14 protein-coding genes are annotated in these 12,970 nt (G+C 69.9%); 8 read left to right on the top strand and 6 right to left on the bottom strand.

What is annotated here, in order from left to right:
* The first annotated feature begins 74 nt into the window (after positions 1-74).
* Positions 75-431: a hypothetical protein gene (locus F3H57_RS08745; RefSeq protein WP_223163016.1), complete on the top strand. Its 357-nt coding sequence runs from the start codon at positions 75-77 to the stop codon at positions 429-431.
* Between the two features lie 7 nt (positions 432-438).
* Here F3H57_RS08745 and F3H57_RS08740 read toward each other — a convergent pair whose 3' ends face one another.
* Positions 439-1,206 (bottom strand): alpha/beta fold hydrolase, encoded by a 768-nt coding sequence (locus F3H57_RS08740; protein WP_149755519.1) that lies wholly within the window; start codon positions 1,204-1,206, stop codon positions 439-441.
* A 102-nt stretch (positions 1,207-1,308) separates the two neighbouring features.
* Here F3H57_RS08740 and F3H57_RS08735 point away from each other — a divergent pair, with 102 nt between their 5' ends.
* On the top strand, positions 1,309-1,683 hold the full coding sequence (locus tag F3H57_RS08735; protein WP_149755518.1) for a hypothetical protein: 375 nt from the start codon (positions 1,309-1,311) through the stop codon (positions 1,681-1,683).
* A gap of 435 nt (positions 1,684-2,118) precedes the next feature.
* Here F3H57_RS08735 and glyA read toward each other — a convergent pair whose 3' ends face one another.
* Positions 2,119-3,408, bottom strand: coding sequence for a serine hydroxymethyltransferase (gene glyA, locus F3H57_RS08730; RefSeq protein WP_149755517.1), 1,290 nt, complete (start codon positions 3,406-3,408; stop codon positions 2,119-2,121).
* Between the two features lie 235 nt (positions 3,409-3,643).
* Here glyA and F3H57_RS08725 point away from each other — a divergent pair, with 235 nt between their 5' ends.
* The 3 genes from F3H57_RS08725 (at position 3,644) to F3H57_RS08715 (ending at position 5,647) form a co-directional block, all read left to right on the top strand.
* Entirely contained in the window at positions 3,644-4,405 is a 762-nt protein-coding gene (locus tag F3H57_RS08725) for an NAD kinase (protein ID WP_149755516.1), read from the top strand.
* A 64-nt stretch (positions 4,406-4,469) separates the two neighbouring features.
* Entirely contained in the window at positions 4,470-5,153 is a 684-nt protein-coding gene (locus tag F3H57_RS08720) for a DUF4396 domain-containing protein (RefSeq protein ID WP_149755515.1), read from the top strand.
* A complete protein-coding gene (locus F3H57_RS08715) occupies positions 5,150-5,647 on the top strand; it encodes a DUF421 domain-containing protein (RefSeq protein ID WP_149755514.1) in 498 nt (165 codons plus the stop codon). The genes F3H57_RS08720 and F3H57_RS08715 overlap by 4 nt, the downstream gene beginning before the upstream one ends.
* 138 nt (positions 5,648-5,785) lie before the next feature.
* On the opposite strand, the gene prpE is transcribed toward F3H57_RS08715, so the two are convergent.
* Positions 5,786-7,678 (bottom strand): propionate-CoA ligase PrpE, encoded by a 1,893-nt coding sequence (gene prpE / locus F3H57_RS08710; RefSeq protein WP_149755513.1) that lies wholly within the window; start codon positions 7,676-7,678, stop codon positions 5,786-5,788.
* Positions 7,679-7,926: 248 nt separating this feature from the next.
* On the opposite strand from prpE, the gene F3H57_RS08705 reads away from it, so the two are divergent.
* Complete coding sequence (locus F3H57_RS08705; protein WP_149755512.1) at positions 7,927-8,169, top strand: hypothetical protein; 243 nt, start codon at positions 7,927-7,929, stop codon at positions 8,167-8,169.
* A 69-nt stretch (positions 8,170-8,238) separates the two neighbouring features.
* On the opposite strand, the gene F3H57_RS08700 is transcribed toward F3H57_RS08705, so the two are convergent.
* The 3 genes from F3H57_RS08700 to F3H57_RS08690 form a co-directional block, all read right to left on the bottom strand.
* A complete protein-coding gene (locus F3H57_RS08700; RefSeq protein ID WP_149755511.1) occupies positions 8,239-10,518 on the bottom strand; it encodes an NADP-dependent malic enzyme in 2,280 nt (759 codons plus the stop codon).
* A 102-nt stretch (positions 10,519-10,620) separates the two neighbouring features.
* A complete protein-coding gene (locus F3H57_RS08695) occupies positions 10,621-10,812 on the bottom strand; it encodes a DUF3072 domain-containing protein (RefSeq protein WP_149755510.1) in 192 nt (63 codons plus the stop codon).
* A 66-nt stretch (positions 10,813-10,878) separates the two neighbouring features.
* Positions 10,879-11,088 (bottom strand): DUF3072 domain-containing protein, encoded by a 210-nt coding sequence (locus F3H57_RS08690; RefSeq protein WP_149755509.1) that lies wholly within the window; start codon positions 11,086-11,088, stop codon positions 10,879-10,881.
* A 149-nt stretch (positions 11,089-11,237) separates the two neighbouring features.
* Here F3H57_RS08690 and F3H57_RS08685 point away from each other — a divergent pair, with 149 nt between their 5' ends.
* Positions 11,238-11,645: a cytidine deaminase gene (locus F3H57_RS08685; protein WP_149755508.1), complete on the top strand. Its 408-nt coding sequence runs from the start codon at positions 11,238-11,240 to the stop codon at positions 11,643-11,645.
* Positions 11,642-12,943 carry a thymidine phosphorylase gene (locus F3H57_RS08680; RefSeq protein ID WP_149755507.1) on the top strand — a complete coding sequence of 434 codons (1,302 nt, stop codon included), beginning with the start codon at positions 11,642-11,644 and terminating at the stop codon, positions 12,941-12,943. Before F3H57_RS08685 ends, F3H57_RS08680 begins: the two co-directional genes overlap by 4 nt.
* Positions 12,944-12,970: the final 27 nt, after the last annotated feature.

Genomic DNA, 12,970 nt, shown 5'->3' with positions numbered 1-12,970 from the left:
GCATCGGCAGTGATGCCGGGCACGGCACGGCGCTTGAAGAACGCCCCGGCCCGGCGCGGACAAGGGACAGGCGGATGAAGGCAATTCCCCTCGTGTTGGCGGTGTGTGCGCTGACGCTTTCGGCGTGCGGACAACGCGAAACGGTGACGCGGAGCGCGTCCTTCTCAACGGTCAACCTGGCCAACGGCCCGCTGCGGACGGCGTGCCTGCGCAGCGACAGGCCCAAGCGCAACCCGCAGCTTTGCGGCTGCATTCAGGGCGTGGCGGACCGGGTGTTGACCTCTTCGGAGCAGCGCGTCGCGGAATCGTTCTACCGCGATCCGCATCAGGCGCAGGTGATCCGGCAATCGGACCGGCAGGACGACGAGCGGCTGTGGTCGACCTACACCAGGTTCGTGCGGAGCGCGGAGCGCAGCTGCAGCGCGCTCTGACCGCGCCTCAGTCGGTCATGTCGAGGAAGGTGCGCACGGAGGCCTCGAAGTCGCGGGGCTTCTCGGCGTGCAGCCAGTGGCCGGCGCCGGGCAGCCTGGCGAAGCGGGCACGCGGAAAGAGCGCGCGGATCGTGTCGCGGTGCTCGGGTCCGACATAGTCGCTTTCGCTGCCGCTGAGGAACAGCGTCGGGCCGTCGAATCGGCCGGAGATGTCCGGCCAGCCGAGGATCTTGTCCATCTCGGCCGCGAGCGTGTCGAGATTGAGAATCCAGCGCTTGTTGGCGACGTCCAGCGACTGGGTGAAGAAGCTCTGGAGCGTCGGCTCCGGTACCGTCTCGGCCAGCTGTGCGGCGGCTTCGGAGCGTTTTTCGACACGGCTGAGATCCACCGCGCGCATCGCCTCTATATATCGGATCTGCGAATGGGCATAGGCGACCGGCGCGATGTCGGCGACGACCAGGCGGCCCACCTTGTCCGGCGCGGTGAGGGCGAGGGCCATCGCCGCCTTGCCGCCCATGGAATGGCCGACGATATCGGCGCTGCCACCCAGCGTGTCGATCAGCTCGGACAGATCCCCCGCGAGCTCCGGATAGGAATGGCTGTCGCTCCACGGGCTCTGGCCGTGATTGCGCAGATCGACGGCGATCACCTGGCGCGTATCCGACAGGCGTTTCGCGATCACCCCCCAGTTCCGCGCCGACCCGTAGAGCCCGTGCACGATGAGGAGTGGAGGCGTATCGGCGACGGTGCCGTGGGTGATCGTGTGAAGCTGCATGGCGCCGTGGTAGCCGCTTCGCCGCCGCGGGGCCAGAGGGGTTGCGCGCGGCGCGCGCCGCGGTAGCGTCGCGGCGGGCCGAATGGGACAGGAGCGGGCGCGATGGCGGGCGAGGCGGATCTGACGGCGCGGGTGGCGCGGATCGAGACGCTGATGGCCGAGCGCCTCGGGCTGAAGTCCGGCACGCTCCGGAAGCGGGCGACGCGGGCCGGGCGCGATCTGCCCAGGGGCGTGCGGCGCGATCTCGGCACGCTGGCGGAGGCCGCGCATCTGTCGGGGCACCCGCGGCTGCGCCCGCTGATCGACCCCGCGCGCGTGGGCGCCGCGGCGGACCGGGCCGAGGCGCATTTGCGCGGGATCGACGTGCGCGACCGGCGGATCGGCAAGGCGCTGGGGCTTGCGGCGACGCTGGCGGTCAACCTGGGTCTGCTGGCGGTGCTGCTGCTCGTGCTGCTGCGCTGGCGCGGTCTGCTCTGATCAAGGGGCGGCCGTCGGTTTATGTGGCAGGCGATGGGAGCGAGGGCGCTGCCCTCGCGCTCCCGGGATATTTCCGGGCAGATGAAAACCAAGGGCGGGCGGCGCGATGGGGACGCCCGGTGGCGTGGTGGGGCCGCGCGCGCTCTTGTCGGGGTGGCGGTCGTCATGCCGTTCTCGCGTTGCGTTCGGGCGGTCCCATCGCGCCGAGGGTGAGGCGCGATGGGAGCGGCGCATGGCCTGACGTGATGGTCCGCGTTTGGCGCGCCGAGTGGGCCGGCGTCGCGGCCACCACTCGGGCGCGAGGTGGCCTGCGTCGCGCGGGCCGGTGGCCGGGACGAAAGCCGCGATGTTCCTCTTCGGCAGCGGCTGCCGGTTTGTCGATGGGGCGTCAGCGGCGCCTGGCAGGGTGGGCAATCTGCCCACCCTGCGCGAGCTTCACAGCTCGGGGTAGACCGGGAAGCGCGCGAGCATCTCGGCCACTTCGGCGCGCACCTTGGCCTCGACCGCGCCGTTCTCCTCGGACTGCGCGAGCCCGTCCACCACCTCGACGATCCAGTCGGCGATCCGGCGGAACTCGTCCTCGCCGAAGCCGCGGGTGGTGCCCGCCGGCGTGCCGAGGCGGATGCCCGACGTCACCGTCGGCTTCTCGGGATCGAAGGGGACGCCGTTCTTGTTGCAGGTGATGTGCGCGTGGCCGAGCGAGGTCTCGGTCGCGTTGCCCTTCACGCCCTTGGGGCGCAGGTCCACCAGGACCAGGTGCGTGTCGGTGCCGCCCGTCACGGTGCCGAGTCCGCCCTCGATCAGCCGCTCCGACAGCGCCTGTGCGTTCTTTATGACCTGGCCGGAGTAATTCCTGAACTCCGGGCGCAGCGCCTCGCCGAAGGCCACGGCCTTGGCGGCAATGACGTGCATCAGCGGCCCGCCCTGGATGCCCGGGAAGATCGCCGAGTTGAACTTCTTGGCCAGTGCCTCGTCGTCGGTCAGGATCATGCCGCCGCGCGGGCCGCGCAGGGTCTTGTGGGTCGTGGTCGTCGCCACATGCGCGTGCGGGAAGGGCGAGGGGTAGTGGCCCGAGGCCACCAGCCCCGCAAAGTGGGCCATGTCCACGAGAAGATACGCGCCGACGCTGTCCGCGATCTCACGCATCCCGGCGAAGTCGATGATCCGCGGGATCGCCGAGCCGCCGGCGATGATCATCTTCGGCTTGTGCTCTTTCGCGAGCGCGTCGAGCTGGTCGTAATCGAGCTGCTCGTCCTCGCGCCGCACGCCGTATTGCACGGCGTTGAACCACTTGCCTGACTGGTTGGGCTTGGCGCCGTGGGTGAGGTGCCCGCCGGCATCGAGGCTCATGCCGAGGATCGTGTCGCCCGGCTGCAGAAGCGCGGTGAACACCCCCTGGTTGGCCTGGCTGCCGGAATTGGGCTGCACGTTGGCGAAGCCGCAGCCGAAAAGCTGCTTGGCACGGTCGATGGCGAGGTTCTCGGCCACGTCGACCCACTTGCAGCCGCCGTAATAGCGCCGGCCGGGATAGCCTTCCGCGTACTTGTTGGTCATCACGCCGCCCTGCGCTTCCATCACGGCGCGGCTTACGATGTTCTCGGACGCGATCAGCTCGATCTCGTCGCGCTGACGGCCGAGCTCGCCCTCCATCGCCGCGAAGAGTTCCGGGTCGCGGCTGGACAGGGTCTCGGTGAAAAACCCGGTGTCGCGGTGGGTGATGTTCATGTCGATATCTCCCGAATCTGGCCGGGGCGGCCGGCGCGGGCCGGCTCCCGGCGTTGCGTTTCCCGTGTTTCCGATCGGAAACCAGTGCGCTGAAGCCCTCTATACACCCCCGGAGGCGACACATGGCAAGGGGAATGCGACGCGGCACCCCGTAAGGATGTTGCGCATCGCTGGTCAGGGCGGAAAACATGTGCTTGTTTCGGCGCGGATTGTCCGACCGAGGAAACCCAGCGCCATGACGCTTCGCATCGCCTTCGCCGCGTCGAACGCGCCCATCGCGCAGGCGGCGCTGGAATCGCTGACCCGCGCCTATGGCGACCATGCCGAGAGCGGCGCCGACGTGATCGTCGCGCTGGGCGGCGACGGGTTCATGCTGCAGACGCTGCACCGCACGCAGGCGCTGGCGGTGCCGGTCTACGGCATGAATCGCGGTACGGTGGGCTTCCTGATGAACGAATATTCCGACCACGACCTGCCCGAGCGGCTGGCCGCGGCGGAGGAGGCGGAGCTCAACCCGTTGTCGATGCGCGCGGTGGACACCGGCGGCGCGGTGCACGAGGCATTGGCGATCAACGAGGTGTCGCTGCTGCGGCAAGGGCCGCAGGCGGCGCGTCTCAGGATCACCGTGGATGGGCGGATGCGCATGTCGGAGCTTGTCTGCGACGGCGCGCTGGTGGCGACGCCGGCAGGCTCGACCGCCTACAACTACTCCGCCCACGGGCCTATCCTGCCGATTGGCGCGGATGTGCTGGCGCTGACCGCGATGTCGGCGTTCCGGCCGCGGCGCTGGCGCGGGGCGCTCCTGCCCAAGACTGCCGACGTGCGCTTCGAGGTGCTGGACGGCGAGAAGCGCCCGGTCATGGCGGAGGCGGATTCGCGGTCGGTGCGCGACGTGGTGGAGGTCGGCATCCGGTCGGAGCCGGGCGTGGTGCACCGGGTCCTCTTCGACCCCGGTCACGGGCTCGAAGAGCGGCTCATTCGCGAGCAGTTCGTCTGAGACGGACGGCGCCACCGGAGGACGGACGGGGAACCGGGCCCGCCCTCCACGGCGTTGGCCGGACATGGATGTCGTGACAGCGCTACTTTCCTCCCCGCTCGTCCTCGGCCTCTGGGTCGCAGCGATGGTGCCGTGCCTGGCCTGGACGATCCGCGACCTGACAACCCGCAACAGCCACCTGATGAGCCTCATGAAGCTCGTCTGGGCCCTGACCGTGGCCTATTCGGGGCCGCTGGGCCTGCTGATCTACCGCTGGGCGGGCCGCAAGGAGATCGCGCGCGATAGTCCCGCGCGGCGCGGCGCGCGGTCGGTGGCGCATTGCTATTCGGGCTGCGGGCTGGGTGAGATCGCCGGGCTCTTCATTGCCGTCGGGCTTCTGTCGCTGGCCACGGTCTGGGTGGCGGCGCTGACTTTCGCCTGCGCCTATGCGGCGGGCTTTGCGCTGACCGTCGGGCCGCTGGTGCAGGAGGGCACGCCGCTGCGCACCGCGCTGCGCGACGCTGTGCTGAGCGAGACGCCCTCGATCACGGTGATGGAGGTTGTCGCCATCGGCACCGATCTGTGGCTGTCGGGCGGCGCGACCATGGGCGAGGTGCGGTTCTGGTCCTCGCTGGTCGTGTCGCTCAGCCTGGGGCTGCTGGCCGCCTGGCCGATGAATATCTGGCTCATTCAGCGCGGCGTGAAATCGGGTATGATGGATCCGCGCCATACCCATCACGACCATGACCGCGAAGGAGCCCATGCATGAGCCTTGCCCTGTTCGGAGAATTGCTGCTCCGCGTCACCCTGTTGATGGCGGTGGTGATCGCCATGAGCCGCATCTTCGGGCTGCGGTCGTTTTCGAAGCTCTCGGGCTTCGACTTTGCCGTGACGGTGGCGCTTGGTTCCGTGGTGGCGAGCGGCCTGACGGCGACGGACAAGAGCCTGTGGATTCCGATCTGCGCGGTCGTCGTCATCTTCCTGTGGCAGATGGCGGTGGCGCCCCTGCGCACGCATTTCCGTGCCGCCGAGAACACGATCGACAACGGCCCGCTCATGGTGATGGAGAACGGCAAGATCCTGGAGCAGAACCTCGCCCGTGCCGACATGACGCGGGCGGACCTCTGGGCCAAGCTGCGCGACGAGAACGTGGGCGACCTGAGCCGCGTGCAGGCGGCGGTGGTGGAGGCGACGGGGGTCTTCACCGTTCTGCACGGCCACGAGAAGGTGTCGGACGAACTTTTGGAGGGGGTGCGGCGATAGGGCCGGCGCCTCCCGCGCGCGGGACCAAGGTTCGCGGCGGCCTGGGCACGGTCGCCGAGACGGGAGCCGGCCGGCCCGCTGGGCCGGGGGCGCAAGTCCGGTATCACGGTGCCATGCAGCAGCGACGGCGCCGGAGCATCAGCCGCGCGGATAGCCCATCGCGGAGACGCCTTCGCGGATCTCGTCGAGGATCGCCGGATCGTCTATGGTCGCCGGGACCTTGACCTCCTCGCCGTCGGCGATGGCGGCCATGCTGCGGCGCAGGATCTTGCCGGATCGGGTCTTGGGCAGTCGGTCCACCACCTTGCAGAGCTTGAAGGCCGCGACCGGCCCGATGCGGTCGCGCACCAGCTTCACGCATTCGGCCTCGACCTCCGCGGCGGGGCGGTTCACGCCCTTGGTCAGGCAGACGAAGCCCATGGGAAGCTGGCCCTTCAATTCATCCTTCACGCCGACCACCGCGCATTCGGCGACGTCGGGGTGGCTGGCGAGCACCTCTTCCATGCCCCCCGTCGACAGCCTGTGGCCGGCGACGTTGATGACGTCGTCGGTGCGCGCCATGATCCAGAGGTAGCCGTCCGCGTCCTTCATGCCGGCATCGCCGGTCTCGTAATAGCCGGGGAATGTGGTCAGGTAGGATTTGCGGAACCTCTCCTCGGCGTTCCAGAGCGTCGGCAACGTGCCGGGCGGCAGCGGCAGTTTCACCGCGATGGCGCCCAGCTCTCCGTCTGGCTTCTCGGAGCCGTCCTCGGCGAGGATGCGGATGTCGTAGCCCGGCATCGCCACCGTCGGGGAGCCGATCTTGACCGGCATCGCCTCGATCCCGACGGGGTTGCCGGCGATGGTCCAGCCGGTCTCGGTCTGCCACCAGTGGTCGTAGACCGGCTTTCCTGTCTTGTCCTGCGTCCACTCGATCGTGTCGGGGTCGGCGCGTTCGCCGGCGAGGTAGATCGCCCGCAGGTGCGACAGGTCGTATTTCGCGATGAACTCGCCCGTGGGATCCTCGCGCTTCACGGCGCGGAAGGCGGTCGGCGCGGTGAAGAAGCTGCGCACCTTGTGTTCGGAGATCACGCGCCAGAACGTGCCGGGATCGGGGGTGCCGACGGGCTTGCCCTCGAACACGATGGTGGTATTGCCGTGGATCAGCGGCGCGTAGCAGATGTAGCTGTGGCCGACGACCCAGCCGACGTCCGAGGCGGCCCAGAAGACCTCTCCGGGATCGACGTTGTAGATGTTCTTCATCGTCCAGTTGAGCGCGACGAGGTGCCCGCCGGTGGGCCGCACGACACCCTTGGGCGCCCCGGTCGTGCCCGAGGTGTAGAGGATGTAGGCCGGGTGGTCGCCCTCCACGGGGACGCATTCGGCCGGCTCCACGCCGTACTGGAAGCCGTGCCAGTTGACGTCGCGGCCTTCGGTCAGGTGGGCCACTTCCGCCTCGCGCTGGAAGATCACGCAGAAATCCGGCTTGTGCGTCGCCTGCTCTATGGCGCCGTCGAGGAGCGGCTTGTAGTGGACGATCCGCCCCGGTTCGATGCCGCAGGACGCGGCGATGATCGCCTTGGGCTTGGCGTCGTCGATGCGCACCGCGAGTTCGTTCGCCGCGAAGCCGCCGAAGACGACCGAGTGGATCGCGCCGAGCCGGGCGCAGGCGAGCATCGCCTCCAGCGCCTCGGGGATCATCGGCATGTAGATGATGACGCGGTCGCCCTTTTCCACGCCCTTGGCGCGCAGAGCCCCGGCGAGCGTGGCGACGCGGTTGCGCAGCTCCACGTAGGAGATCTCGCGCCTGGTGTGGGTGACAGGGCTGTCGTGGATGATCGCGGTCTGCTCGCCGCGGCCGGCCTCCACGTGTCGGTCGACGGCGTTCCAGCAGGTGTTGACGAGGCCGTCGGCGAACCAGGCATAGAGGTCGTCGCCCTTGTCGGTGAGCGCCTTCTTAGGCGCGCGGTCCCAGTCGATGGCGCGGGCCGCGTCCATCCAGAACGCCTCCGGGTCGGCTTTCCAGGCGGCGTAAACCTCGGCATAGCTCATCGCGTTCCCTCCTCCTCGTTGCCGGTCTGTTACGGATAGCGGACACGGTCGGGCAAGCCCGTTAGCGACCACACTCCCAAGCCTGCGACAAAAAGTTTGCAGAATTCGCGGCGCGACCTTGCGGATATTTGCAAAGCAACGCGGCAGCGAAGCGATCCGGCGAAATCGTCGGGAGTTTGCAAACCTCGGCGGGGTGTGCGGCGCGCGGCCCGGCCCTACGTGACTGGGGTAACCGGAAGGAGGACACGATGCACGAGAGACTGCAGGCCGCGCTCGATGCCCTCGCACAGGGAGACTGGCAGGGCGCACATGACATCGCGCAGGACGACCCGAGCCCGGAGGGCGCATGGATGCATGCCCATCTGCACCGGCTGGAGGGGGACGAGGGCAACGCCGCCTACTGGTACCGCCGCGCCGGACGCGATCCGTTTCCCGGCACACCCGAGGAAGAGGCCGCCGCGCTGCGGGAGGCGACGGGCGGCGGAATCTGACCCGGCGCGCGCCGACCGGGTGGCGGCGCGCCGATCCGGCAGGGCGGGCAGTCTGCCCGCCCCGAACGCTCAGCCGTACTGCGCCACCGGTGTACCGGCGATGGCGGCCATGTTGAGCAGGCCGCGCGCGGTGATCGACGGGTTCACGATATGCGCGCGGTTGCCCATCCCCATGAGGATCGGACCGACCTCGAGTCCGCCGGCCTTCGCCTTGAGGATGTTGCGCACGCCGGAGGCGGCATCGGCATGGCTGAAGATCAGCACGTTCGCCGGGCCGCGCATCCGGTTGGCCGGGAAAAGGCGCTCGCGCAAGTCGGGGTCGAGCGCCGCCTCCACGTTCATCTCGCCCTCGTAGCAGAAATCGCGCGGCGCGGCGTCGAGGAGCTCCAGTGCCGCACGCAGACGCTCAGCCGAATCGCTGTCCTGGTTGCCGAACTGCGACTGCGAACACAGCGCGATCGACGGCTCGATGCCGAAGCGCCGCGTGTGCCGGGCCGCGCCGATCACCGACTCGGCGATCTGTTCGGGTGTCGGGCGGGTGTGCACGTGGGTGTCGGCGATGAAGAGCGGCCCGTCCTCCAGGATCATCAGCGACAGCGCGCCGTGCGGATAGAGATTCGACGTGCCGAGCACCTGGCGGACATAGTTCAGGTGCCACTTGTATTCACCGAAGGTGCCGCAGATCAGGCTGTCGGCCTCTTCGCGGTGGACCATCACGGCGCCGATCGCGGTCGTGTTGGTGCGCATGATCGCGCGGGCGAGGTCGGGTGTCACACCGCGGCGGCACATCAGGTCGTGATAGCTCTGCCAGTAGTCGCGGTAGCGCGGATCGTTCTCGGGGTTGACGATGTTGAAGTCGCGGTCGGGCCGGATCTCCAACCCCATGCGCTCGCAGCGGGTGGCGATGACCTCGGGGCGGCCGATCAGGATCGGGGTCTCGGTGGTCTCCTCGATGATCGCCTGCGCGGCGCGCAGCACGCGCTCGTCCTCGCCCTCGGCAAAGACGATGCGCCGCGCGGCGGTGGAGGCGGCCTCGAAGACCGGGCGCATCAGCAGCGCGGACCTGTAGACACTGGCGTTAAGCCGGTCGCGATAGGCTTCGAGGTTCTCGATCGGGCGCGTCGCGACACCGGACTCCATCGCCGCGCGCGCGACGTCCACGGAGACGTTCGCCAGAAGGCGCGGATCGAACGGCTTGGGGATCAGGTAATCGGCGCCGAAGGTCATCAGCTCGCCGCGATAGGCCGCCGCCGCCTCCGCCGAGGTGGTGGAGCGGGCGAGCGCCGCGATCGCCTCGACGCAGGCGATCTTCATCTCGTCGTTGATCTCCGTCGCGCCGACGTCGATGGCGCCGCGGAAGATGAACGGAAAGCACAGGACGTTGTTGACCTGGTTGGGGTAGTCCGACCGGCCGGTGGCGATGATCGCGTCGGGCGACACCGCACGCGCGGCGTCCGGCATGATTTCCGGGTTCGGGTTGGCGAGCGCGAAGATGATCGGGCGCGTGGCCATCTTTTCGACCATCTCGGGCTTGAGGACGTTCGGCCCCGAGAGGCCGAGGAAGAGATCGGCGCCCTCGATCACGTCGGAGAGGGACCTCGGCCCGCCCGACTGAGCGTACTCGGCCTTTTGCGGCGTCATCTCCTCGGTGCGGCCCTCGTGGACGAGACCGTGCAGGTCGCACAGCCACACGTTCTCGCGTTTCACGCCGAGCTTGAGCAGCATGTCGAGGCAGGCGATGCCGGCCGCGCCACCGCCGGTGGAGACGATCTTGATGTCCTCGAAACGCTTGCCGGCCACGGTCAGCGCGTTGAGCGCGGCGGCGCAGACGACGATGGCGGTGCCGTGCTGGTCGTCGTGGAAGACCGGGATGTTCATCCGCTCCTTGCAGATCCTCTCGACGATGAAGCAGTCGGGCGCCTTGATGTCCTCGAGATTGATGGCGCCGAAGGTCGGCTCGAGCGCGCAGACGATGTCGGCGAGCTTCTCGGGGTCGGATTCGTTCAGCTCGATGTCGTAGCAGTCGATGCCGGAGAATTTCTTGAAGAGGACCGCCTTGCCTTCCATTACCGGCTTGGCGGCCAGCGCCCCGATGTCCCCGAGCCCCAGAACCGCAGTCCCGTTGGTAACGACGGCCACGAGGTTGCCACGGGCGGTGTAGTCGCGGGCGGTATTTTCATCGGCCTTGATCTCGAGGCACGCCTCGGCGACTCCGGGCGAATAGGCGCGCGCGAGATCGCGGCCGTTGGCCATGGGCTTGGTCGCCCGGATCTCCAGTTTCCCCGGCTTGGGGTCGCGGTGATAGGCGAGCGCCTGCTGGCGCAAGGTGTCGGTCGGCTGGTCGGACATTGCTCCCCCCGGGTCGTGGTCGAGGGGAGGGCTAGCCCATTTGATGCCGGTGCGGAAGGTGCTGTTCCTGCCGCGGTGCGGCACCGGCCCGGCCGGCGCCGGTCAGCGGGCGAGTTCGTCGAGCTGCGCGATGCGGCGCGCGGCCTCGCGCTGGGTCATCGCCATGTCGAACTCCTCGCCGGTGCGGTCGGTGAGGTCGCGCAGCTGCGCCGCCTGCACATCGGTCATCGGCTCGCGCGGGTCGTCCGGCAGGTCGTGGGCGGGATCGAGCTGGGCTTCCGTCGGCTGTGCCATGAGGTCGGCCTCCTGTCTTGATGTGTCCTGACGGGCAAACGCCCCGCCGACGCGACCGGGTTCCGGTCAGCCGCGGCCCGTGGCGGATTGCAGCGCATCGATGCGGCGCGAGGCCTCGGCCTTGCTGAGACTGTCGTCGAAGGACTCGCCCGCCTCTTCGCAGAGGGTTTCGAGATAGGAGGCCTGGGCGCCGGTCATCGGCTCGTCGCCGGTGGTCCAGCGCTCGACCGGCTTGTCGGCGTTGCCGGGGGTGTCCTGTTTGGGATCGTCTGTCATGGCGGGCTCCGTTCGTGTTGTGTTCCGGTTCTCGCGGCGGGAACGCGGCGCGGCGCGAGGGGTTCCGCCGCCGCCGCGCGGCTTGCGTCTTGCGACGCCGCGTGCACACCATGAAGGTCCGGCGAGATGCGGGCGAGACTGGGAGCAGCATGACGGGCGAGGCGGCGGAATTGCGCGAGGCGGCGCGGGCGGTGCGCGAGCGGGCCCATGCGCCCTATTCGGGCTTCAAGGTCGGCGCGGCTTTGCGCACCGGGTCCGGCGCCGTGTTCGCGGGTTGCAACGTGGAGAACGTGGCCTATCCCGAGGGCACCTGCGCCGAGGCCGGCGCGATCGCCGCGATGGTCGCCGGCGGCGGGACCGAGATCGCGGCGATCTACGTGATCGCCGACGCGCCCGAGCCGGTGCCGCCCTGCGGCGGCTGCCGCCAGAAGATCGCGGAATTCGCGCCCGGCGACGCGGTGGTCACCATGGCCACAACGGCGGGAGCCGAGCGCGTGATGCGCGTGTCGGATCTGCTGCCCGGGGCCTTCGGGCGTGGCCACATGGAGGGCGCATGACCGACGCGCGCGGCGTGATCGCGGCCCTCAGGCGCGGCGAGACGCCGGATGCGGAGGCGCTGGCCTGGTTCGCGCGCGGGCTGGCCGACGGCGGCGTGTCGGACGCACAGGCCGGGGCCTTCGCGATGGCGGTCTGTCTGCGCGGGCTCGGCCCCGGGGGGCGGCTGGCGCTGACGCAAGCGATGCGCGCCTCGGGGCGGCAGCTGACCTGGGACGTGGGCGGGCCGGTGCTCGACAAGCATTCGACCGGGGGCGTGGGCGATTGCGTGAGCCTCGTGCTGGCCCCGGCGCTGGCCGCCTGCGGGGTCTGCGTGCCGATGATCTCGGGCCGGGGGCTGGGTCACACGGGCGGCACCCTCGACAAGCTGGAGGCGATCCCGGGCGTGCGCACCGACCTGGACGAGGCGCGGCTGCGGGAGGTGGTGGAGGTCGCGGGGTGTGCGATCGCCGGGGCGACGGCGGACCTCGCGCCCGCGGACCGGCGGCTTTACGCGGTGCGCGACGTGACGGCGACGGTTGAGAGCGTCGATCTCATCACCGCATCGATCCTGTCGAAGAAGCTGGCGGCGGGAATCGGGGGGCTGGTGCTCGACGTCAAGGTCGGCTCGGGCGCGTTCATGAAGACCGAGGCCGAGGCGCGGTTGCTGGCCGAGGCGCTGGTGGAGACGGCGCGGGCGGCGGGTTGCCCGGCGACGGCGCTCTTGACGGGGATGGACGCGCCGCTGGCGCCGGCGGTCGGCAACGCGGTCGAGGTGGCCGCGGCGATGCAGGTACTGAGCGGCGGTGGCGGGCCGCTGCGGGAGCTGACGGAAGCGCTGGGCGGGGAGCTTCTGGCCTCGGCTGGGCTCTGCGATGGGCTGCAGGCGGGCGCGGCGCGGATCGGCGCGGCGATCGGGGGCGGCGCGGCGGCCGAGCGGTTTGGCCGGATGGTCGATGCCATGGGCGGGCCGCGCGGTTTCGTCGAGAACTGGGCGCGCCTGCTGCCCGAGGCGCCGGTGGTCCGGGAAGTACCGGCGCAGGAGGACGGCGTGGTCGAGGCGATCGACGGCGAGGCGCTGGGCCTTGCGGTGGTGGCGCTGGGCGGCGGCCGGCAGGTCGAGGGCGACCGGGTCGATCCGGCGGTGGGGCTGACCGACGTGGCCCCCCTCGGCACGGTGGTGGCGAAGGGGCAGCCGCTGGCGCGCGTGCATGCAGGGCGCGAAGGGCAGGCGGAGGCGGCATCGCGGGCGGTGCAGTCGGCGATGCGGATCGGGCCGGACGCGGAGGTGCCGGCGCTGGTGCGGGGGCGCGTGGGATGAGGGGGGTGCTCATCCGCCCTCGCGGGC

Origin of the sequence: Roseivivax sediminis (assembly GCF_900112685.1) — a bacterium.
GTDB classification, from domain to species: Bacteria; Pseudomonadota; Alphaproteobacteria; order Rhodobacterales; family Rhodobacteraceae; genus Roseivivax; species Roseivivax sediminis.
The sequence above is the reverse complement of the archived record's forward strand: the minus strand, read 5'-3'. Positions and strand labels throughout refer to the sequence as shown.